Source organism: Kitasatospora indigofera (genome assembly GCF_014655955.1).
Taxonomy (GTDB): Bacteria; Actinomycetota; Actinomycetes; order Streptomycetales; family Streptomycetaceae; genus Kitasatospora; species Kitasatospora indigofera.
The window spans coordinates 30,772-51,275 of record NZ_BNBO01000012.1 but is presented as its reverse complement, the minus strand read 5'-3'; the positions used below and the strand labels follow the sequence as shown (position 1 = coordinate 51,275).

At 74.2% G+C, this 20,504-nt stretch carries 18 protein-coding genes; 10 read left to right on the top strand and 8 right to left on the bottom strand.

The window, feature by feature from the left end:
- Positions 1-144: 144 nt before the first annotated feature.
- The 3 genes from IE329_RS13510 (at position 145) to IE329_RS13500 (ending at position 3,176) form a co-directional block, all read left to right on the top strand.
- The gene (locus tag IE329_RS13510) at positions 145-1,113 is read left to right on the top strand and encodes an alpha/beta fold hydrolase (RefSeq protein ID WP_190211091.1); all 969 of its coding nucleotides are present in this window, start codon (positions 145-147) and stop codon (positions 1,111-1,113) included.
- A gap of 234 nt (positions 1,114-1,347) precedes the next feature.
- Positions 1,348-1,710 (top strand): MarR family winged helix-turn-helix transcriptional regulator, encoded by a 363-nt coding sequence (locus IE329_RS13505; protein WP_190211090.1) that lies wholly within the window; start codon positions 1,348-1,350, stop codon positions 1,708-1,710.
- Between the two features lie 26 nt (positions 1,711-1,736).
- On the top strand, positions 1,737-3,176 hold the full coding sequence (locus tag IE329_RS13500) for an MFS transporter (RefSeq protein ID WP_190211089.1): 1,440 nt from the start codon (positions 1,737-1,739) through the stop codon (positions 3,174-3,176).
- 374 nt (positions 3,177-3,550) lie between these two features.
- Here IE329_RS13500 and IE329_RS41490 read toward each other — a convergent pair whose 3' ends face one another.
- The 5 genes from IE329_RS41490 to IE329_RS13475 all read right to left on the bottom strand — a co-directional run bounded on the left by IE329_RS41490 (position 3,551) and on the right by IE329_RS13475 (position 10,086).
- Entirely contained in the window at positions 3,551-5,650 is a 2,100-nt protein-coding gene (locus IE329_RS41490) for a right-handed parallel beta-helix repeat-containing protein (protein ID WP_190211088.1), read from the bottom strand.
- Positions 5,651-6,672: 1,022 nt separating this feature from the next.
- Positions 6,673-7,905, bottom strand: coding sequence for an NAD(P)/FAD-dependent oxidoreductase (locus IE329_RS13490; RefSeq protein ID WP_190211087.1), 1,233 nt, complete (start codon positions 7,903-7,905; stop codon positions 6,673-6,675).
- A 157-nt stretch (positions 7,906-8,062) separates the two neighbouring features.
- Positions 8,063-8,497 carry a nuclear transport factor 2 family protein gene (locus IE329_RS13485; RefSeq protein ID WP_190211086.1) on the bottom strand — a complete coding sequence of 145 codons (435 nt, stop codon included), beginning with the start codon at positions 8,495-8,497 and terminating at the stop codon, positions 8,063-8,065.
- Positions 8,498-8,499: 2 nt separating this feature from the next.
- A complete protein-coding gene (locus tag IE329_RS13480) occupies positions 8,500-9,306 on the bottom strand; it encodes an MBL fold metallo-hydrolase (protein ID WP_190211085.1) in 807 nt (268 codons plus the stop codon).
- A 285-nt stretch (positions 9,307-9,591) separates the two neighbouring features.
- Positions 9,592-10,086: a MarR family winged helix-turn-helix transcriptional regulator gene (locus tag IE329_RS13475; protein WP_229927411.1), complete on the bottom strand. Its 495-nt coding sequence runs from the start codon at positions 10,084-10,086 to the stop codon at positions 9,592-9,594.
- Between the two features lie 177 nt (positions 10,087-10,263).
- Here IE329_RS13475 and IE329_RS13470 point away from each other — a divergent pair, with 177 nt between their 5' ends.
- The 3 genes from IE329_RS13470 (at position 10,264) to IE329_RS13460 (ending at position 13,393) form a co-directional block, all read left to right on the top strand.
- The gene (locus IE329_RS13470) at positions 10,264-11,133 is read left to right on the top strand and encodes a PhzF family phenazine biosynthesis protein (protein ID WP_190211083.1); all 870 of its coding nucleotides are present in this window, start codon (positions 10,264-10,266) and stop codon (positions 11,131-11,133) included.
- Positions 11,134-11,283: 150 nt separating this feature from the next.
- Positions 11,284-12,510, top strand: coding sequence for an aminoglycoside phosphotransferase family protein (locus tag IE329_RS13465; RefSeq protein WP_190211082.1), 1,227 nt, complete (start codon positions 11,284-11,286; stop codon positions 12,508-12,510).
- Positions 12,511-12,550: 40 nt separating this feature from the next.
- Entirely contained in the window at positions 12,551-13,393 is an 843-nt protein-coding gene (locus tag IE329_RS13460) for an ATP-grasp domain-containing protein (RefSeq protein ID WP_190211081.1), read from the top strand.
- A 104-nt stretch (positions 13,394-13,497) separates the two neighbouring features.
- Here IE329_RS13460 and IE329_RS13455 read toward each other — a convergent pair whose 3' ends face one another.
- Positions 13,498-14,298 carry an alpha/beta fold hydrolase gene (locus IE329_RS13455; protein ID WP_190211080.1) on the bottom strand — a complete coding sequence of 267 codons (801 nt, stop codon included), beginning with the start codon at positions 14,296-14,298 and terminating at the stop codon, positions 13,498-13,500.
- A gap of 61 nt (positions 14,299-14,359) precedes the next feature.
- On the opposite strand from IE329_RS13455, the gene IE329_RS13450 reads away from it, so the two are divergent.
- Both IE329_RS13450 and IE329_RS41485 read left to right on the top strand, forming a co-directional pair.
- On the top strand, positions 14,360-14,806 hold the full coding sequence (locus IE329_RS13450; RefSeq protein ID WP_190211079.1) for a MarR family winged helix-turn-helix transcriptional regulator: 447 nt from the start codon (positions 14,360-14,362) through the stop codon (positions 14,804-14,806).
- 420 nt (positions 14,807-15,226) lie between these two features.
- Complete coding sequence (locus IE329_RS41485) at positions 15,227-16,534, top strand: hypothetical protein (protein WP_268257279.1); 1,308 nt, start codon at positions 15,227-15,229, stop codon at positions 16,532-16,534.
- A 169-nt stretch (positions 16,535-16,703) separates the two neighbouring features.
- Here IE329_RS41485 and IE329_RS13440 read toward each other — a convergent pair whose 3' ends face one another.
- Together IE329_RS13440 and IE329_RS13435 are read right to left on the bottom strand one after the other, a co-directional pair.
- Positions 16,704-16,916, bottom strand: a complete 213-nt coding sequence (locus IE329_RS13440) for a ferredoxin (protein ID WP_229927410.1) — start codon at positions 16,914-16,916, stop codon at positions 16,704-16,706.
- Positions 16,917-17,053: 137 nt separating this feature from the next.
- Positions 17,054-18,262: a cytochrome P450 gene (locus IE329_RS13435; RefSeq protein ID WP_190211077.1), complete on the bottom strand. Its 1,209-nt coding sequence runs from the start codon at positions 18,260-18,262 to the stop codon at positions 17,054-17,056.
- Positions 18,263-18,731: 469 nt separating this feature from the next.
- On the opposite strand from IE329_RS13435, the gene IE329_RS13430 reads away from it, so the two are divergent.
- Both IE329_RS13430 and IE329_RS13425 read left to right on the top strand, forming a co-directional pair.
- Entirely contained in the window at positions 18,732-19,817 is a 1,086-nt protein-coding gene (locus IE329_RS13430; protein ID WP_190211076.1) for an S-(hydroxymethyl)mycothiol dehydrogenase, read from the top strand.
- On the top strand, positions 19,814-20,446 hold the full coding sequence (locus IE329_RS13425; protein WP_190211075.1) for an MBL fold metallo-hydrolase: 633 nt from the start codon (positions 19,814-19,816) through the stop codon (positions 20,444-20,446). Before IE329_RS13430 ends, IE329_RS13425 begins: the two co-directional genes overlap by 4 nt.
- Positions 20,447-20,504: the final 58 nt, after the last annotated feature.

The following is a 20,504-nucleotide window of genomic DNA, read 5'->3' as shown; positions in this document are numbered from 1 at the left end:
GGGGAGCGGTCCGGGGCCGGCGGCCGGGTGGCCCGTTGCCGACGGTGCCCTCTTGACCGAGTACCGTCGCCGCCCCCGACACTGGGGGCCGGGGACCGCCGGGCAGGGCCGGCGGTCCCGGACCGACCGGGTGAGGGAGCGTCAATGACCGGGATTTCACACCGTTTCGTCGAGTCGGCGAGCGGGCTGCGGATGCATGTCGCCGAGGCGGGCAGCGGGCCGCTGGTCCTGCTGCTGCACGGCTTCCCGGAGAGCTGGTACTCCTGGCGGCACCAACTGGTGGCGCTGGCCGATGCCGGCTACCACGCGGTGGCGCCGGACCAGCGGGGGTACGGGCGGACGGGCGGCCCGGACGAGGTCGACCAGTACAGCATCCTGCACCTGGCCGGTGACGTCGCCGGGCTGATCGGGGCGCTCGGCGCGGACCGGGCGGTGGTGGTCGGGCACGACTGGGGCGCGCCGGTGGCCTGGCACACCGCGCTGTTCCGTCCGGACCTGGTCCGCGGAGTGGTCGGCCTCTCCGTCCCGCCGTACCCGCGCGGGCGGGCCGGGCTGTCGCAGACGCTGCGCGGCCAACTGGGCGACCCGGCCTACCTCGCGTACTACATGATGTACTTCCAGCAGCAGGGCGTCCCCGAGGCCGAGCTGGGCCGGGACCTGGACACCACCTTCCGGCGGCTGCTCGCCGGAGCCCCGGTGATGGCCGCGCACGGCCTGCCGATGGTGCCGGAGGGCGGCGGGTTCCTGGACGTCTTCCAGGATCCGGAGGAGCTGCCCGACTGGCTCACCGAGGCCGACATCGCCTTCCTGGTGGCCGAGTTCGAGGAGAACGGGTTCCGCCGCCCGCTGCACTGGTACCGCAACCTGGACCGCAACTGGGAGCTGACCGCGCCCTGGCACGGCGCGAGCATCCAGCCGCCGGCCCTGCTGATCGTGGGCGACAAGGACCTCGTGGTCGCCAACCCCCAGGCCCGGGAGAGCCTTTCGACGCTGTCCGGCCACGTGCCCGGTCTGCGCGAGGTCCGCCTGCTGTCCGGCTGCGGCCACTGGACCCAGCAGGAGCGGCCGAAGGAGGTCTCCGAGGCGCTGGTGGACTTCCTGGCCGGCCTCTGACCGGGCCGGGCCCTGGAAGGGGAGCGGGTGCACTCGGCGTCCATCCCCGCGGTCGCGTGACGGATGGCACGTCGAGTGCCGTCTGACCCTGACCGGGAGATGCATAAAGAATTCATATAAAGTTGCTATGCTTCAGGAATGAGCCGCCGAGACGCCCCGCACGCCGCTTCCGATGCCATCGGGTCAGCCCTCTACGGTCTGGCCACCAGGGCCGTGAGACGCCTTCCCCGCGACATGAGCCTGACCTCCGCCGCCACCTTGGCCACCCTGGACAGGACCGGTCCGCGACGGATCACCGACCTGGCGGTGGCCGAGGGCGTCACCCAGCCCGCGATGACCGTCCTGGTCCGGGTGATGGAGGAATCCGGGCTGGTCGAGCGGAAGGGCGATCCGTCCGACAGGCGGGTCACGCTGGTGTGCCTGACCGAGGCCGGCGCGTCGTACGTCCGGACGCGACGCCGGGCGGGCGTCGAAGCGTACGCGCGGTTGGTCGACGAACTCACCGGTGACGAGGCCGAGGCCCTGGCAGCTGCCCTTCCGGCGCTGCTGCATCTGGCGGAGCTCCAGAGCCACGTCCGAGAGGAGTCGGACCGGTGACCGCGGCCCAGGCTCATGACCAGCCCGTGAGCACGGCCCTGGCACGTCCCGGGGCACGTCTGCTGGTCCCCGCCCTGGTGTTCGTCGCCCTGGTCGTGGCGGCGGTCGCCAGCCTCGGGACGCCGCTCATCACCAGCGTGGCGACCACGTTCCACGTCTCCCTCGACAGCGCGCAGTGGACGCTGACCATCGCCCTGCTCAGCGGCGCCGTCGCCACACCCGTCCTCGGCCGGCTCGGAGCCGGTCCGCACCGGCGGGCCACGATTCTCGTCACACTGGCGATCGTCGTCGCCGGCAGCGCGCTCACCGTGCTGCCGCTGCCGTTCGCCTGGCTGCTCGTGGGCAGGGCGGCCCAAGGCGTCGGACTCGGTCTCACGGCGCTGATGATGGGCGTGGCCCGCGACCACCTCCCCGAGGAGCGCAGCGCGGCGACGATCGCCCTGATCTCGGTGGTCTCGGTCATCGGAGCCGGCGTGGGCTACCCGCTGGCCGCGCTGCTCGCCGAGTTGGGCGGACTGCGGGCCGCCTACGGCCTCGGCCTGGTCGTCACCGCCATCGCCTTCGTGACCGCGTGGCGCTCCATGCCCGCCGCTCCCGAAGGCCGCTCCGCTCGGGTGAACGTGGGCGGTGCGCTCGCCCTAGCGGGTGGACTGCTCCTCGTCCTGTTCCTGGCCGGCGGGAGGAGCCTCTGGAGCCGGCACCTCGCCGTGGCGGTGGCCCTGGCCGTCGCCGCCGTACTCCTGCTCTGCTTCTGGACCCTTTCCGAGCTGCGGACCAGGACGCCCCTGGTCGACGTCCGGGCGGTACGGCACCCGGCGGTCGCCGGGGCGAACATCGCCATGTTCGTCGGCGGGATCGGCATGTACCTCCTGCTCACGCTCATCACCCGCTACGCGCAGACGCCGCACAGCGCCGGCTACGGCTTCGGACTGACCACCTTCGTGGCGGGGCTGGTCCTCGTCCCGTTCTCCGTGCTGGGGTTCGTCGCCGGCAAGCTCACGCCGCGGGTCCGGACGCGGATCGACGGTCCCCTGCTCCTGGCCGGCAGCGCCGCCGTCGTCGGCGGCGGGTTCGTCCTGTTCGCCACCGCCCGGTCCAACCTGGCCGAACTGCTCACGGCCATGGGCGTGCTGGGCTTCGGCGTCGGCAGCTTCTCGGCCGCCGTGCCCGGCGTCATCCTGGCCGTCACCCCCAAGAGCGAGACGTCCAGCGCGATGAGCTTCAACTACGTCGTCCGCAGCGTCGGGTACTCCCTGGGCAGCGCCGTCGGCGGTCTGGTCCTGGCCGCCGGCACCGCCACGGGCCACCTCTTCCCGGACGAGGACGCCTACACGACCGCGGCGCTGGTCGGCGTCGCCGCGATGGCGATCACGACGACGGCCGCCCTCGCCCTCGCCCGCCGACGCTCACCCGGGACCGATCCGGTCACAGCCCCGGCCGAAGAGATCGAGAAACGGCACGCATAGGATCCGGCGTGACGACCGACGCACGAAAGGCATCGCGAAGGCGAAGAATCCAGAAATACCAGGGATGGATTTCGCGGGCCCGCTGGCTTTCCGTCGGGGCCTCCGGGTCGATCCGGTGACCCGGGACCACAAGGCCGAGGACGGGAAAGGACCCGCTGCGGTTTCCCCGGGAGCGGTATTCCTTTTCGTCGAATTCGGCGTCGGAAGGCGAGCCTCCTCGGCAGGGGGTGACTTCGCGGGTGCGGGTGCGGGTGCGGGTGTGGGCGCGGTTCCGGTGCCGCGTGCGAGGTACCCGTCCCTGGCCGGCAAGGGCACTTCGGCGCCGGGCCCGCCGGGCGGACAACCGCCCCGCAGGCCCGGTGTTCAACTCCCGGTCAGGGCGCGACGGCCATGGCGAAGACGTGCAGAGCGGTGCCGGAGGTGCCGGTCCCGGCGGGGAGCGTGACGGAGGTGAGCTGCTTGCCGGCGGGCAGCGCGATCTTGTCGAGCCACAGCGAGGCGGTGTGGTTGTAGGCGGGGGTGCTGGCGTCGTTGTAGGCGACGTCGTGCTGGTTCTGGTGGGAGACCTGCTTGACGAGGGTGTTGCCGTTGGTGGCGGAGGTGTTCCACCAGTCGGTCAGGGCGAGGGTGAAGGCCTGGGTGCTGCCGTCGGAGAAGCGCAGGGTGCCCTGGGCGGAGGGGGCGTTGCTGGTGGCGAAGCCCACGATGCCGAGGGTGGATCCGGTGCCGCTGACGGCGACGGTCTGCCCGGTGGCGTGGATGTTGTCGGGGGTGCCGTAGCGCCCGGGGTGCCAGGTGAAGGTCACCCCGGCGGTGGTGACCTGCCGGCCGGGCGTCAGGCCGGCGGCCTCCAGGGCGTCGCCCGAGAAGGTGCGGCCGCTGAGAGTGGCGGAGGCGTGTCCGCCGGCGGTGGCGTTGTCGTCGGCGGTGACCCCGGTCTCGTTGTACAGGCTGGTGATCGGCAGCGCCTCGTCGGCGCCGTCGCCCTGGTAGGCGCCGCGGTTGGGGGAACCGGTGGCGGGGACGGCGTGGCCGAAGAAGTCCAGGCCGCCGTTGTCCGCGATCACGGCGCCGCTGCCGAGGGCGGGCGAGCCGGACCTGAGCCGCAGGCCCTTGGCCGCCGAGTCACCGGTGAGCCTGGGGTCGGTGGTGACGGCGTGGGTGTCCCCGGCGGGGGCGGCGATGCCGCCGTAGTAGACGTTGGAGTCGAGGACGACGCCGCTGCCGGTGGCGAAGGAGCCGGAGGGGGCCACGAAGATGTTGTTCTTCATCACCTTGTTGTTGCCGATCGTGTCGACGACGGGCCGGGACGGGCAGTAGAAGGTGTTGTTGTAGATGTAGTGGGTGCCGGGGGCGCCGCTGCTGAGCACCAGGCGGCAGTCGTCGACGGCGACGTTGTAGCGCAGGACGACGTCGGTGGTGCTGGGGCCGGCGGAGGCCGGGTTGGAGACGCAGCCGGACACGCAGTTGAGGTAGAAGCCGCCGGCGTTGCCGTACGAGTAGTTGTACTGGTAGGTGCAGGTGCCCGTGACGCTGATGTCGCAGTCCCAGGCGGTGGCGTCGAAGGTGGAGGGCTTGCTGCCCCCGACGCTGTTGTACTGGAAGGTCGGGTTGCTGCTGTTGTAGGGCCACATCCCCGCGAAGTTGCCGGCGACGAAGGGGTACTTGCCGAGGCCCAGGTCGGTGGCGGTGTTGTGCTCCACCAGCGGTGAGGCCGAGTTGTGGACGACGATGCCGTCGCCGCCGGCCTCGTCGATGGTGTTGCCGGCGATCCGGACGGAGGTGTGCTTGGTGCTGGTGTCACCGGCGAGCTTGATGCCGCCGCCGCCGGTGTCGTGGATGTGGTTGTCGGTGACGGTGATGCCGTCGAAGTGGCCGGCGCCGGTGCCCGAGACCTTCACCACGATGCCGGCGGAGGCGGAGAACCAGGGGGCGTTGGCGCCGGTCTTGTCGCCCCAGCCGGAGGTGTCGGAGACCTCCAGGCCGGTGATGACGATGCCGGCCTTGTGGGCGCTGGTGGTGGACTCGACGAGGACGCCGTCGCGCAGGCCGCGGTCGCTCGCGTCGTTCTTGACGTGCAGGTCGCTGACGGTCCAGTAGGACTGGTCGACGAGGCGGACACCGGCGGTCGCCCCGGCCCCGTCGACGACCGGTGCGGCGCCCGTGCCGTACGCGGTGATGCTGGCCGGCTGTCCGGCTGCGCCGGATCCCTGCGGCTGCAGGGTGCCGGTGCAGGTGGTGCCGGCCTTCAGGCTGAGGGTGTCCCCGGGGCCGAAGACGTGCGCGTTGGCGCCGCTCAGGGAGTTCCAGGGGCTGGACTGGGTGCCGCTGCCGGCGGAGCCGGCCGAGCAGTCGAGGAAGTACGACGTGCCGGTGGCGGAAGCGGTGGTGCCGGTGCCGGTGCCGAGGGCCAGGCCCGCCACCAGGGCGGCGGCGCCCAGCAGGCTGGTCGTGGTGCGTCCGAAGGAATTCATCGGGGCCTTTCCACAAAAGGGTGGGGGGTGAGCGTGGTGCTCCGATGCCGAGCGGGAATTCAGCCGTCCGTGGCCGGGAGAACGAGGCGGACGGCATTCGGCGGTGTGCCGATCCTGGGAGTCGTGGAGTCCGGCTGTCAATACGTCTGACGAGGACATCGGAATGTCCGGGGCCCGCCCGGAAAGGAATTCCCTGGCCTGACGGGACGCGGCCGTCGTGGCCCGGTGGCGTTTTTCCCGGGCGTGCGGAAAGCCGCGATGCCGAACGGCGACGCGTGATGTCCGGCCGGGAAATAGCTCGGCCGGTTCGGGTCCGGAATGCATTCGGGAGGATTCTCGGGAACGGTCGCCGCAACAGTGCGGTGGTCCGGGGCGCCGGGGGCCGGTCCTCGGCTTTCGCGGGGCTGCCCGGCGGGTGGGAAGGTGCCCGGTCATGTCCCCGGGGTGACCGTCCCCCGGCGGCCCGGTGGACCGGTCCGCGGGAAGGGAGCGGTGGTCCAGCCTCCCGCCGGGAGCGGTCCGCGCGGCGTGACCGGCGGGCTGACGGCCGGACAGGGCCGGTACGGCGGCGGCGGGTTGCGCCGGGGCGCCGGCGGCCGAGGGGGCGGGGGCATGCGCGGGCTCCTGACGGCAGCGGGTGGCGGGCAGGAGCGGGAGGGGGCGGCGGGCGGTGCTCCGGCCGGGCTGGGTACCGGACATCGTGAGCGGCCGCGCTGATCGGAGTCAAGATAAAGGGATCAAATGATCAAATGATCTGGGAAAGCGCGGGAATCGCGATCATCTGCTCAGGGCTCGGATGTGGGGCTGCACCGGGGCAGCCCGGGGCCGCACCGGGCTCCACGAGCCGCACGCGGCGCCCGGGCGCCCGGCGGTCAGGGGCGGGGCCGTCCGCGCTCCTCCGCGCACTGCGGGCAGGCCCGGGCCGCGTCGGCCGCCGCCCCCGGCCGGGCCCGCACCCGCACACCGGGCCGGCGACGGCACTGCCGCCGGCCGGGTCCGGACGGGTGCGACCGGTCGTGCGGCTACAGCTCCGTCAGCGGCCGGGCGGGGTCGGCCAGGGCGGCCGGGTCCACCGGCCGGCCGGAGCGGACCAGCTCCCGGATCGGGTCGGTGACGTCCCAGACGTTGACGTTCATGCCCGCCAGCACCTTGCCGCCGGAGAGCCAGAAGGCGATGAACTCGCGCCCGGGCACGTCGCCCCGGAACACCACCCGGTCGTAGCCCTCGGGCTCGACGTACCCGGTGTACTCCATCCCCAGGTCGTACTGGTCGGAGAAGAAGTAGGGCACCCGGTCGTAGGCGGCGTCCTGACCGAGCATCGCGCGGGCGGCGGTCTGCGGCTGGTTGAGGGCGTTGGCCCAGTGCTCGACCCGGATGTGCTTGCCGAACAGCGGGTGGAAGGCGTTGGCGACGTCCCCGGCGGCGTGGATGTCCGGGTCGGAGGTGCGCAGCCACTGGTCCGTCCGCACGCCGTTGTCGGTCTCCAGGCCGGCGGCCTCGGCGAGTGCGGTGTTGGGGGTGATGCCGATCCCGACGATCACGGCGTCGGCCGCCACCGTGGCGCCGTCACCCAGCCGCACCCCGGTCACGGCCCCCGGGCCGCCGGTCAGGGCCTCGACCTGGACGCCGAAGCGCAGGTCCACCCCGTGGTCGCGGTGCAGGCCGGCGAAGACCTCCGCGACCTCCCGGCCCAGCACCCGCAGCAGCGGCAGCCCGGCGCTCTCCAGCACGGTCACCTCGGCGCCGGCCGCGCGGGCCGCCGCGGCGGTCTCCAGGCCGATCCAGCCGGCGCCGATCACCACGATCCGCGCCCCCGGGCGCAGCGCCTCCTTCAGCCGTTCGCTGTCCCCGACCCGGCGCAGGTAGTGCACGCCGGGCAGGTCGGCGCCGGGCACGGGCAGCTTGCGCGGGGAGGAGCCGGTGGTGAGCAGCAGCTTGCGGTACCCGATCCGGCCGTCGTCGGCCAGCGTCACGGTGTGCGCGGCGGGGTCGACGGCGGTGACGGTGGTGCCGAGCCGCAGGGTGACGTCGTGGTCGGCGTACCACTGCGGCGGGTGGACGTAGATCTTCTCCCGCTCGGTGCTGCCGAGCAGGTACCCCTTGGAGAGCGGCGGCCGCTCGTACGGGCGCTCGTGCTCCTTGCCGAGCAGCAGGACCGGCCCGTCGTGCCCGGCCTCGCGCAGCGCCTCGGCGGCCTTGGCCCCGGCCAGGCTCGCGCCCACGATCACGATTGCTTCGTCCGTGCCTGTGCCCATGGTCAGCTCCTCGTCGGTTCGCCCGCGCCCTGCCCCGGACAGCCTGCCCGGCGGCCGGGGGCGAGTCGAGACCATAGGGCGCGCGGCGCGACCGGCTCCCCTGTTCGGGTGACGGCCCGCGCCGGGCGGGATCGCCGCAGGCCGCGGCCCGGCCGGCTCAGCGCACCTGCGCGAGCGCGGAGCCGGTCGTCGCGTCGCGGACCAGGGCGGTGTCGGCGAACTGCTCGAAGCGCACGATCAGCCCGCCCCGGACGACGAAGTGGTGCGCCACCCGGACGGCCAGCGGCTTGCCCGTGGTCCGGTGGCGGGCGGTGTAGCGGGCCAGCACGACCACGTTCTCGCCGTCCACCACGTAGCTGTCGTCGTGGGCCGTCCAGTCCTCCCAGTCGGCGGCCAGCCGCTCCATCACGGCGGCGGTGACGCCGGCCGGGGTCCGGTACGTCCCGGCGAGCGGGAACCCGGCCATCTCGGTCCACTCGACGTCGTCGGCGAGGGTGGCCCGCAGCGCGGCCAGGTCGCCGCGGGCGGAGGCCAGGTACTGGCGGCGCACCACGTCGGCGGGGGCGGCGGAGGGCTCGGGCGTGCCGGTCATGGTCAGCCCCACGTCGTCTCGCCCTTGGCGACCTTGGTGCCGAGGTCGACGGCCAGGGGCAGGCCCGCGTCCGGGTAGAGGCGCTCCAGCTCGGCCCTGGCGGCGGCCGCGTCCGGCGACTTGCCCACCTCGGTCTCGAAGGTGCGCAGGTAGTCACGGGTGTAACGGATGGCGGTGGTGTCGGTGGGCGCGCCGGCGGTGCGGTGGCCCGCCACCACGAACTCCGGTCCGAGCGCCTCCAAGCCGTCGAGCAGGTCGATCCAGGCGGCGCGCTGCTCGGCGGCCGGGGTGTCCGCCGTCCAGACGTGCAGGCCCTGGAAGAGCAGCACGCCGCCGAGCAGCGCGCGGTGCTGGTGCTGCCAGAGGTAGTGCCGGTCCGGCAGGTGGAAGTCGGCGCCGCGCAGCTCGAAGCGGTGGCCGGCGAAGTCGATCTCGTCGGTGGGCAGGATCTCGGGCAGCACCAGGCGGGAGGGGAGTTCGTCGTCCCCGAGGTGCGCCCAGGCCCGCAGCTTGGCGGGATAGGTCTCGGTGATGTGCTCGACCACCAGGTGCGGGGCGAGGAACCGGACGGTGGGGAAGGCGTCCTGGATCTCCTCGGCGCCGAAGTAGAAGTCCGGGTCGCCGTGGCTGATGAAGACGGTCGTCAGCCGCTTGCCGGTGGCCCGGACGGCCTCGACCAGGCGGCGGCCGTCGGAGCGGGTGAGGCCGGCGTCGACCAGCATCGCCTCCTGCTGCCCGGTCACCAGGACGGCGGTCTTGTTGAGCGAGCTGTCGGGGCTGTCGACGACCTGGAAGTCGAGGGTGCTCATGGGGGTCCTTCCTCGGGTGGCGGGGTGCCTCAGCCGGCCCGGACGGCAGTGGCGGGGGCGGGAAGCTGCGCCCGCACGCCGGGGCATTTCTCCTGACCTTGCAGTAACTGACTGAACAGGCATTGTCGCCGTCGTGCACTCTGCCGTCAGCTTCCGCCGTCCGGTGCCCGCCCGCACCCACGGCTGCGCCGAACAGGGCAGCCGGGCGGGAGCGGCCGGCAGCCCGCCGGAAGCCGTCCGGGACGCACGGCACGGGCCCCGGCGGGCCCCGGGCGGCCCCGGCGCTCAGTGCAGCCGGGGCAGCGCCTCCCGGGCGCTCCGGCTGAGCATCCGCAGATCACTCACGAAGCGCTCGCGCCGCTCGGCCGGCAGCCGGTCGAGGAAGAGCCGCTGGACGTTCTCGGCGTGCACCCGGGCCGCCCGGACGCAGGTCTCCTCGCCCAGCGGGGTGAGCGTCACCAACTGCACCCGCCGGTCCTCCGGGTGCTGGGTGCGGCGCACCAGCCCGGCCGCCACCATCCGGTCCACCAGCCGGGTCACCCCGCCCGTGGTCAGGACCCGCTCGCGGCCGATCTCGCGCATCGGCAGACCGGGCGCACCGGCCCGCCCGAGCACCAGGAGCACCTCGAACACCGAGTGGCCGACCCCGCACTCCTCCTCGACCGCCCGGCCCAAGATGTGCTCCAGCCGGCCGGCCGCCCCCAGCAGATGACCGAACGCCAGCACCCTGTCGTCCCCCGCCGCCTGCGCCGCCGTCGAGATCTCCCTGCCGCCTGCCACCGGACACCCTCCTCGCCCCGCGAGCCACCACCGCGCCACCGCGTCACCGCGCCGCCGAGAGCACAGCATCGCGCATCCGCCGCCCCGCCCGGCGCACCCGGGGCGGGGCGCGCGGCAGCACCCGGCGGCGCTTCCCCCGTCCGGGAACACCGTACGGGCGCGTCGCGTTCGATTGGCATGACCAGCGAATCCGCACCCCGTACCCCCGAGATCCTGCGCTACGCGGCCTTCGCCGCCGACCCGGCCGGCGGCAACCCCGCCGGGGTCGTCCTGGACGCCACCGGGCTGGACGCCGGGGCGATGCTGGGGATCGCCGCCGGCCTCGGCTACTCCGAGACGGCCTTCCTCACCCCGGGCACGGCCCCCGGCCACCACACCGTGCGGTACTTCAGCCCCCTGATGGAGGTTCCGTTCTGCGGCCACGCCACCGTCGCGTCCGCCGTGGCGCTGGCCGAACGGGCCGGGCCCGGGCGGTTCACCCTCCACACCGGCGTGGGCGAAGTCCCGGTCGAGGTCGAGCAGGACGGATCGGGCCTGCTGCGCGCCACCCTGACCAGCCTCGCGCCGCACACCGAGCCGGTCACCGAGGCGGACGTCGAGCAGGCGCTGGCCCTGCTCGGCTGGGCCGCCGCCGACCTCGACCCCGAGCTGCCGCCGCGAATCGCCTACGCGGGCGCCCGGCACCTGGTGCTGGCAGCCGGGACCCGGGCCCGGCTCGCCGACCTCGCCTACGACTTCGACGGGCTCGCCGCCTGGATGACGGCCCGCGACCTGATCACGCTGCAACTGGTCTGGCGGGAGGACGCGCACACCTTCCACGTCCGGGACCCGTTCCCGGTCGGCGGCGTGGTCGAGGACCCGGCCACCGGCGCGGCCGCCGCCGCCTTCGGCGCCTACCTGCGCGAGATCGGCGCGGTCAAGGCCCCCGTGGAGCTGACCCTCCACCAAGGGGAGGACCTCGGGCGTCCGGGCGAGCTGCGGGTGACGCTGCACGAGGGCGACGACCGGGTCCGGGTCTCCGGCACGGCGGTCGTCATCCCGTCCTGATCCCGTCCTGATTCCTTCCTGGCCGCCTGGCCGTGCCCGCCTGACCGCCTGCCCGTGCCTGCCCGCCTGCCGGACCGCGCGACCGCCGCCCGGCCGGGCGCCACCCGATATTCGGTGGCGCCCGGCCGGGGTGTGCGGAAGCCTGCCCGGATGGAACAGACGAACGGTCGAACGGTCACCGTCCATCTCACCCACCGGGGGAGCCGGCTCGGGCGGCTCGGTCCGTTCGAGGTCGACGGCGTCCGCTGGCCGATGGTCGGCAGCACCGTGGCCCGGCTGGAGGAGCAGCTCGGCGTGCCCGTGGCGGTGTTGCGCCTGATCGGCGTCACCGACGGCGAGGGCGGCCGGGGCGGGCACACCACGTACCACGCGGAGGCGCTGGAGCGCCCCGTCCGCGGGCTCCCCGGAGCGGTGGACGAGGACGACGCCGCGTTGCTCGGCCCCGCCGCCCGCCGGGCCGACTGGGCCACCGCCGAGGGGCTGCGGGCCGGCCTCGACTGGGCCGGCCAGGCCCTGCGGGCCGCCGGCCGGCCGCCCGTCGGGCCCGCCGAGCAGATCCGCACCTGGAACCTCTCCGGCCTGTTCCGGCTGCCCACCGGGAGCGGCGCGGCCTGGCTGAAGACCACCAACCCCGCGTTCAACGCCTGCGAGGCGAGCGTCGCCGGGCTGCTGCGCGCCGTCGACCCCGGCCTCGTCCCCGAGGTGATCGCCGCCGACCGGGACCGCCGCCGGCTGCTGCTCGCCGAGGTGCCCGGCGAGGACTGCTGGGGCCCCTCGGCCGAAACCGTCGCGGACGTCGTGCCGCGCCTGGTCGCCGCCCAGGCCGCCCTCGCCCGCAGCGGCGCCGCCGCCACGGCCGGCCTGCCCGACCGCACCCTCGGGCACCTCCCCGCCCGGCTGCGCCGGGTACTGGACGGCGAGGCCGCCCGTGACCTGACGCCCGGGGAGCTCGCCGCGGCCCGGAGCCTGCTCGGCCGGCTGCCCGCCCTGATCGCCGGACTGGAGTCCTGCGGGCTGCCCGACACCCTCGTGCACGGCGACTTCCACCCCGGCAACTGGCGCTCCGACGGCCGGCGCACCGTCGTCCTGGACTTCGCCGACAGCTGCTACGGCCACCCCGCCCTGGACGGGCTGCGCCCGCGCGCCTTCGTCTCCGAGGAGCGCTGGGCCCAGGTGGCGGACGTCTGGGCGCGCGCCTGGGCCGTCCACGCCCCCGGCTCCGACCCGGTCCGCGCCCTCGCCCTGGCCGAGCCGCTCGCGCACCTGCTGTACGCGGTCCGCTACCAGGAGTTCCTGGACAGCATCGAGGCCACCGAGCGGCCCTACCATGAGGGCGATCCGGCGTCCGAGATCCGCGCGGCCCTGGCCTGCGGCTGAGCCCCGGAACCCGTACCCCCGTGATCGAGAGGCACCACCCATGGCGTCCGCCCGCCCGTCCCTGCTGTACGTCTCCGACCCCGCCTACCCCGCCAACGGCCGCAGCTACGGGGACGAGGACATCCGCCTCACCGCCCGCCTGCGCGAGTACTTCGACCTCGCGCTCTGCCACCCGCTGGACGCCCGCGCCCTGATGGGGCGCTTCGACGCCGTGGTGGTCCGCAACAGCGGCCCGGTCCTGCACTACCAGCAGGAGTACGAGGACTTCCGGCGGGCCGCGCTCGCCGCGGGCGTCCGGGTCCACAACCCGCTGACCGGCCGGGGCGACATGGCCGGCAAGCAGTACCTGCTGGACCTCGGCGCGGCCGGCCACCCGGTGATCCCCACCGCCGACGGCGACCTCGGCGCCGCCGCGGCTCTGGCCGCCCTCCCGGCGGCCGGCCGGTACGTGGTCAAGCCCCGCCTCGGCGCCGACTCGCTCGGCCTGCGCGTGCTGGACGCCGCCGCCCTCGCCACCGAGCCGCTGGCCGGCTGCCTCGTCCAGCCGTACATAGCGCTGCGCCACGAGGTGTCGTTCTACTACGTGGACCGCGAGTTCCAGTACGCCCTGTACGCCCCGGACCCGGCCCGTCGCTGGGAGCTGGAGCCCTGGGCGGCCACCCCCGAGGACCTCGCCTTCGCCGCCCGGTTCATCGAGTGGAACACCCTGCCCTTCGGGATCCAGCGCGTCGACGCCTGCCGGACCGAGGACGGCGGGCTGCTCCTGGTCGAGCTGGAGGACCTCAACCCGTACCTCTCGCTCGACCTCGTGGACGCGGACACCCGCGAGGCGTTCGCGCAGGCCTTCCGGCGGTCGGTCGAGGGGCTGCTGCGGGCCGGCTGACCCGGTCGGCAGTCGCGGAGGGGCCGGGCCCGGCGCGGGCCCGGACGCGCTCCCCGGACACGCTCCCCGAGGTCGGTCGGCGGGGTGCGACTGCGGGCCGGCGGTCACTTGACGCTGATGTGACGGGTGCTCGTCCGGTGCAGGTGGGCGTCGATCAGGGCCGTGGTGGCGTCCGGCTGTTCGATCTGCGGAAGGTGGCCGGCCCCGGGGATGATGTCGAGAGAGCCGTCGGCGAAGGCGGCGGCGTACGCCGCGCCGTAGGCGGGGGTGACGATCCGGTCGCTCTCCCCCCAGAGCAGGAGGGCCGGCGCGTGCACGCGTCCGAGCCGGCGCAGGAGTTTGGGGTCGTGCATGTAGGGGTCGCCCGCGAGGGTGCGCATGGTGGCCATGTTGCCCTGCCGGCGGGCCAGTTCACCGGAGGGGAGACCGGCGGGGTCGACGTGGAAGCGGTCCGGGTCGTGCCAGGAGTGTTCTGCCGCGCCGCGCGCGTCAAGGGCGAAGAAGTCGGTGATCGGTTCCGCTTCGACGTTCACGCCGACGGCGTCGATCAGGACGAGGCCGGTGATGACTCCGGCGGTGTCGCGTACGGCCATCTCGGCGGCGATCCAGCCACCGAGCGAGGAACCGACGACGAGGACGTCGTCCAGGCCCCGGTCGTGCAGGTGGTGGAGGTAGCCGAGGGCGAGGTCGTCGATGCCGGTGAGCCACTCGGGGCGGTGGGTGCCGTCCCAGCCGGGGTGCACCGGCGTGATGGCGTGGGCGGTGCGGGAGAGGTGCCCGGCGAGGCCGGCGACCGTGGCCGGGCCCCCGCCCCCGTGCAGGATCAGGACCGGCCGGCCCGTTCCGGCTTCGGACAGGGTGAGGGGCAGGTCGGAGTACCCGGCTGAGGGGTGGTCTGGAAGCATGCCCCCAGAGTAACTAAAGATCTTTATATAAGCTAGTTTGGTTGAGTCGTAGACTGGGCCCATGATGGGTGAGTTGCAGGAACTCGGCAGAGCGGTCAAGCAGGCGCAGTACCGGCAGCACCGGGCGCTCGACACGGCGCTCTCGACGGTCGGCACCACGCTGGCCCAGTGGGACGCCCTGCGGGCGATCGGCCGCGCAGCAGGGGCGTCGGCCCGCGAACTGGCCGCCGCGACGTTCCAGAGCGAGCAGGCCTTCGGAGCGCTCGTCGGCCGCCTGACGGCCCAGGGCGTGGTCGAACGGCGCCCGGGACACGGCCGGCGCATCGAACACCACCTCACCTCCGCCGGTGAGCGGACCCTGGCGGCCGCCGACAAGATCGCCGACGAGGTTCTCGCCACCTGCTTCGCCGCCCTGCCCGCGGCGGACCGCGTGACCCTGCTCGACCTGCTCCGGCGCCTCAACGCGGAGGAAGCCGGACGGCCGGGCCGGGTTTCCCGACCGGACTGATCGTGCCCTTGGCCGGGGGAGGCCGTTCCTCGTCGTCCGCCTTCTCCCCGGGCAGGCGGACTCGGCTCCTGACGGCCTCCGCGACCTGCCGGGCGGCCTGATCCGGCGTGTTGTCCGTACGGGTGGACTCGTCGTCGCCCTGCCTGCGCCAGGGGTGCTGTCGAGCCGTACGATCACCTGTCCGACCTTGGCGTCGTGGACCGCGAGCCGTGCCGGTCACGTCACACGGAACGGGCACGGCGCGCGGCCGGTCTCCCGGGGGCCCGGCGGCCCGGCGGCGGGCGCCCGGACTGTCGGCCGGGTGCGATAGTTTGTGCTCGCCCCGGGGGAGGCCACCGGAATTCGGATGCCCGGGCCAGGGCTCCTGTGCTTGCCTGTGTCCTGCCGAACGCAGGCAGCGGACCAGTCGCTTCCATCATCTTGACGACGCAGCAGCAGGAGTACCTCATCAACACCGTGATACGCAGGACCGTCCGTACCACCCTGGTCGCCGCCACCTGCAGCACCGTTCTCGCGGCCGGGCTCGCCGCCTGCGGCACCGTCCAGCAGCTGTCCGCCGCGCAGAAGGTCTCCGACGCCTTCGGGAAGCTCGGCGACAGCAAGTCCTTCTCGGCCAAGCTCTCGGTGGACGCCACCGCGGCCCAGATCGAGGCCTTCGGCGCCGCCACCGGCGACAAGATCGGCGCCGACAGCGCGGCCGCGCTGTCCACCGTGAGCCTGGCCGTCTCGTTGAGCGCGGACAAGCCGCTCAAGGACCTGCAGTCGCCGAAGGGCGCGGACGGCAAGCCCGCCGACCCCGACGCACTGCTGGGGGACAAGGCGCTCTCGTTCTCGTACGCGCTCACCGGCAAGGGCGGCAAGTCGCTGCTGGAGCTGCGTCAGGTCGGCGGCAGGACCTTCGCCCAGGCCGACCTCGCCGGATTCGCCACCCTGGTCGGCGAGGACCCGTCCGAGGTCCGGGAGATGACGGCGGACCTGCCGGCCTCGGTGCGCGGCGCACTGGACGGCAAGTGGGTCTCGCTGGACGCCGGGACGCTGCAGGACTTCAGCAAGTCGCTGCGCGGCGGCCGGGGCGCGGCCGGCGGCAAGGCCGGTGCCACGCCGTCCGCACCGCCCACCCTGGCCCCGGGGACCGAGGAGAACCTGCTCAAGTCCCTGAAGGACGTCTTCAGCCGCGACGTCTCCTTCGAGGACAAGGGCAAGCAGGACGGCAAGGACCGCGTGACCGTCAGCGTGCCGTCCCGCAAGCTCGCCGAGGACCTGCTGAAGGCCTTCCAGCCGCTGGCCGGGGAGATCCCGAACCTGGGCAAGCTGCCGACGGCCGTCCCGAGCGACCTGCCCGACCGCAAGCTGGCCATGGACGTCCTCCTCGACCACGGGGCGCTGTCCGCCGTCACCTTCGACCTCGCCCAGCTGGACGAGAAGATCGCCCCCGGCACCAGCCTGCCGATCAAGATCGCGTTCGGCAAGGACGCCCCGGCGGTCCAGGCGCCCGCGGGCGCCACCGAGATCACCAAGGCCGACCTCGACAGCCTCTTCGGCGAGATCTCCGGCGGGGGCCGGGGCGGCCTCGGCGGCGGCCTGGGCGGCCCGGCCGAGCCGCTGACCGACGCCCAGGTGAAGGAGCTGACCCAGGGCGGCGGGCTGACCGAGCAGCAGGTCCGGACGTACAACAAGCTGGGCCTCGGCTTCGAGGAGATCAAGGAGCTGGCGGTCGCCCGCGTCTGACCCTCCCGGCTCACCGGCGCGCCCGGCCCCCCGATCACGGCGGGGCCGGGCGCGCCGCTGTTCCGCCGCCCGTTCCGGCGCGGCTGCCCGTACGGCGGGCAGGGGCGCAGCCGGTACGGGTGCGGCCAGGGGGACGGGTTCGGGGACGGAGGCCACGGGTGCGGCGGCCTCACAGCACCGGCGCGATCCGCCGTCCGTCCAGCGCGGACAGGACGGTGATCGCCTCCACCGGGCACATCTCGGCGGCCTCGGTCAGCTGCTCCCCGGGCGCGCTGACCGGATGCCGTGCCCGGGCCCGGCCGTCCTCCCCGAGGGCGAGATCGTCCGGCGCGGTGGCCGCGCAGAGGCCGGTGCCGACGCAGCGGGCCCGGTCGACCCGCACCACGACATCGCCGGCCGCGCCGCCGGTGGCGTCCGTCCTGTCCGACCCGCTCGTCCTGCCTGTCCCGTCCGTCCCACCTGTCCCGACCGACCGGCCTGTCCCGTCCGTCCCGCCCGTCCCGACCGACCCGCCGCCCGTCACCAGGCCACCTGGAGGGCCAGCGGACTGCGGGTCAGCAGGCCCTCGCGCCAGACGATCGCCTCCTGCGGGCCGGCCGCCCGCAGGCCCGGGAGCCGGCGGGCCAGCCGGTGCAGGGCGAGTTCCAGCTCCATCCGGGCCAGCCAGGCGCCCAGGCAGTGGTGCGGGCCGGCGCCGAAGGTGAGGCTGGGGGAGCCGAGCGGCGCGAACAGGTCCTCGGCCAGGGTGCGCGGGAAGACCGCCGGGTCGTGGTTGGCCGTGGCGGCGTCCGCCGCCACCACGGCACCGGCCGGAATGGTCACGCCGCCGATCTCCACGTCCTCGGTGGCCCGGCGCAGCAGACCCGGCAGCGCCTCGGTGTCCCCGAGCGGGATCGCGCGCAGCAACTGCTCGGTGGCCGCGCCCGCGCTCTCCTCGTCGGCGGCGAGCCGCTGCCAGGCGGCCCGGCCGTCGCCGAGCAGGTACACCACGGCGTTGCCGAGGGTCGTCATGGTGGTCTCGTGGCCGGCCACCACCAGTCCGACGACCAGTGAGACCAACTGCCGCTCACTGACCCCGCCGCTCTCCCGCGCCGCCGCGAGCAGACCGCTCACCAGGTCGTCGCCGGGGGCGGCGCGCCGCTCGGCGATCAGCTCGGCGGCGAACTGCGCGAACTCGCCCATGGCGGCGGCGATCGCCCCGGCCGAGTGGGCGGTGGCGGAGAGCGCGTGGTCGCTCCAGTGACCGAGCCGTTTCAGGTCCAGCCCGTCCAGGCCCATCAGACGGCTGATCACGGCCACCGGGAGCGGCCTGGTGTACTCGGCGACGATGTCGGCGGGGGAGCCCTGGTCGATCAGGTCGTCCAGCAGCCCGTCGACCACCGAGGCGACCCAGGGCCGCCACCGGGCGATGGCCCGCGGGGTGAAGGCGCGCTGGACGGTACGGCGCAGCCGCTGGTGCTCGGCACCGTCGAGGTTCAGCAGTGCGTCCGGGTCGTCCAGGATGTTGGGCACCACGGACACCGGCGGCGCGTCCGGGGTGTACAGCGAGGCCCGGTTCAGGCGGGGGTCGGTGAACACCTGGCGCACGTCGGCGTGCCGGCTGACCAGCCAGACCGGGGTGCCGGTGGGCAGGGCGGCCAGGCGCGGCGGCCCCGGCTCGGCGTGGCGCAGGCAGTGCAGCGGGACGAGCGGCGGTGCGGACTCGGCCGGGCGCTGTTCGACGGACATCCATCCTCCTGGCGGTCGACCGCGGGGTGCGGTCTGCGAAGTCGGCGAGGTCTGCGAGGTCTGCTGGCTCTGGCGGGTGTGCTCGGGGGCTCGGGGCACCGGTGGGGGTGTCCCCGGTGCCGGGGAACGGGTGGGGAACGGGTGGGCCCGGTCGGCGGGCGGGGGTTTCGAGAGGTCCGGGGCCCGGGTACGGCGATGGGGTGCACGAGGCAGTCGCTGCGTACGACGGTATGTGCGCCGGATGCCCCGGGACAGCGGCAGATCCGGCCATCGACGGGCGGATCCCGCCGAGTTCGCCGGCCGCGCGGGTGGGCGGCGCCCCCGGGCGGCCCGGCCCGTCGGGGCCGCCGGCCGGCTGCTCCCCGGCCGCGCTCGGCGGGTCGGCCGCCGGCCGGGGCTAGGCTTCGTGGGCAAGCGGAATTCGAAGTCCCGGCGCAGAGCCGCGCCGGCCGACGGAGGTGGGAACCGGATGTCCCAGCAGGTGAAGGCAGTGATCGCGCGCGCCAAGGGTGCGCCCGTGGAGGTCACGACGATCGTCGTGCCCGACCCGGGGCCGGGCGAGGCGGTGGTCAAGGTGCAGGCGTGCGGGGTGTGCCACACCGACCTGCACTACCGCGAGGGCGGCATCAACGACGAGTTCCCCTTCCTGCTCGGCCATGAGGCCGCCGGCGTGGTGGAGTCGGTGGGCGAGGGCGTCACCGAGGTCGCCCCGGGCGACTTCGTGGTCCTCAACTGGCGTGCGGTGTGCGGGCAGTGCCGGTCCTGTCGGCGCGGGCGGCCGCAGTACTGCTTCGCCACCCACAACGCCAAGCAGAAGATGACCCTGCTGGACGGCACCGAGCTGTCGCCCGCCCTGGGCATCGGCGCCTTCGCCGAGAAGACCCTGGTCGCGGCCGGGCAGTGCACCAAGGTCGACCCGGCGGCCTCGCCGGCCGTGGCCGGACTGCTGGGCTGCGGGGTGATGGCGGGCCTGGGCGCGGCGATCAACACCGGTGGCGTGGGCCGCGGCGACTCGGTCGCGGTGATCGGCTGCGGCGGCGTCGGCGGCGCGGCGGTGATGGGCTCCCGGCTGGCCGGTGCGGCGAAGATCATCGCGGTGGACATCGACGACCGCAAGCTGGAGACGGCCCGCCGGCTCGGCGCCACCCACACCGTGAACTCCCGTACCACCGACCCGGTGGAGGCGATCCGCGAGCTGACCGACGGCAACGGCGCCGACGTGGTGGTCGAGGCGGTCGGCCGTCCGGAGACCTACAAGCAGGCCTTCTACGCCCGCGACCTGGCCGGCACCGTCGTCCTGGTGGGCGTCCCCACGCCGGAGATGACCCTGGAACTCCCGCTGCTGGACGTCTTCGGGCGCGGTGGCGCGCTGAAGTCCTCCTGGTACGGCGACTGCCTGCCCTCCCGGGACTTCCCGCTGCTGATCGACCTGCACCTGCAGGGGCGCCTGGACCTGGACGCCTTCGTCACCGAGACGATCGAACTCGACGCGGTGGAGCAGGCCTTCGAGCGCATGCACCACGGCGACGTGCTCCGTTCGGTGGTGATCCTGTGAGCGCCGCCCGGATCGAGCACCTGGTCACCTCCGGCACCTTCGAACTGGACGGCGGCAGTTGGGAGGTGGACAACAACGTCTGGATCGTCGGGGACGACACCGAGGCGGTGGTGATCGACGCCGCCCACGACGCCGAGGCCATCGCCGGCGCGCTCGGTGACCGCCGGCTGGTCGCCATCGTCAGCACCCACGCCCACAACGACCACATCGACGCGGCCCCGGCGCTGGCGGCCCGCACGGGCGCGCCGGTCCTGCTGCACCCCGACGACCTGCCGCTGTGGAAGCTCACCCACCCCGAGCGGCTCCCCGACGGCGAACTCGCGGACGGCCAGGCGATCGAGGTGGCCGGCACCACCCTGACCGTCCTGCACACCCCCGGCCACGCGCCGGGCGCCGTCTGCCTGTACGCACCGGAGCTGGGCACCGTCTTCACCGGCGACACCCTGTTCCACGGCGGGCCGGGCGCCACCGGACGCTCGTTCTCGCACTTCCCGACCATCATCGACTCGATCCGCGAACGGCTGCTCACCCTGCCGCCGGAGACGGTGGTCCGCACCGGTCACGGTGACTCCACCTCGGTCGGCGCCGAGGCGCCGAGCCTGGCCGACTGGATCGCGCGCGGTCACTGAAACCTCGACGGCCACCGCCGCCCGACGACGGCCCGACGGCGGCCCGGTGCTCGGCCGC

What these genes read in the sequence shown, in the direction of transcription:
- IE329_RS13430 (WP_190211076.1), top strand. Translation starts at nt 18,732, where the DNA reads ATGTCCCAGCAGGTGAAGGCAGTGATCGCGCGCGCCAAGGGTGCGCCC.
- IE329_RS13505 (WP_190211090.1), top strand. Translation starts at nt 1,348, where the DNA reads ATGAGCCTGACCTCCGCCGCCACCTTGGCCACCCTGGACAGGACCGGT.
- IE329_RS13450 (WP_190211079.1), top strand. Translation starts at nt 14,360, where the DNA reads ATGATGGGTGAGTTGCAGGAACTCGGCAGAGCGGTCAAGCAGGCGCAG.
- IE329_RS13480 (WP_190211085.1), bottom strand. Translation starts at nt 9,306, where the DNA reads ATGAGCACCCTCGACTTCCAGGTCGTCGACAGCCCCGACAGCTCGCTC.
- IE329_RS13465 (WP_190211082.1), top strand. Translation starts at nt 11,284, where the DNA reads ATGGAACAGACGAACGGTCGAACGGTCACCGTCCATCTCACCCACCGG.
- IE329_RS13510 (WP_190211091.1), top strand. Translation starts at nt 145, where the DNA reads ATGACCGGGATTTCACACCGTTTCGTCGAGTCGGCGAGCGGGCTGCGG.
- IE329_RS13455 (WP_190211080.1), bottom strand. Translation starts at nt 14,298, where the DNA reads ATGCTTCCAGACCACCCCTCAGCCGGGTACTCCGACCTGCCCCTCACC.
- IE329_RS13470 (WP_190211083.1), top strand. Translation starts at nt 10,264, where the DNA reads ATGACCAGCGAATCCGCACCCCGTACCCCCGAGATCCTGCGCTACGCG.
- IE329_RS13435 (WP_190211077.1), bottom strand. Translation starts at nt 18,262, where the DNA reads ATGTCCGTCGAACAGCGCCCGGCCGAGTCCGCACCGCCGCTCGTCCCG.
- IE329_RS41490 (WP_190211088.1), bottom strand. Translation starts at nt 5,650, where the DNA reads ATGAATTCCTTCGGACGCACCACGACCAGCCTGCTGGGCGCCGCCGCC.
- IE329_RS13490 (WP_190211087.1), bottom strand. Translation starts at nt 7,905, where the DNA reads ATGGGCACAGGCACGGACGAAGCAATCGTGATCGTGGGCGCGAGCCTG.
- IE329_RS13460 (WP_190211081.1), top strand. Translation starts at nt 12,551, where the DNA reads ATGGCGTCCGCCCGCCCGTCCCTGCTGTACGTCTCCGACCCCGCCTAC.
- IE329_RS13485 (WP_190211086.1), bottom strand. Translation starts at nt 8,497, where the DNA reads ATGACCGGCACGCCCGAGCCCTCCGCCGCCCCCGCCGACGTGGTGCGC.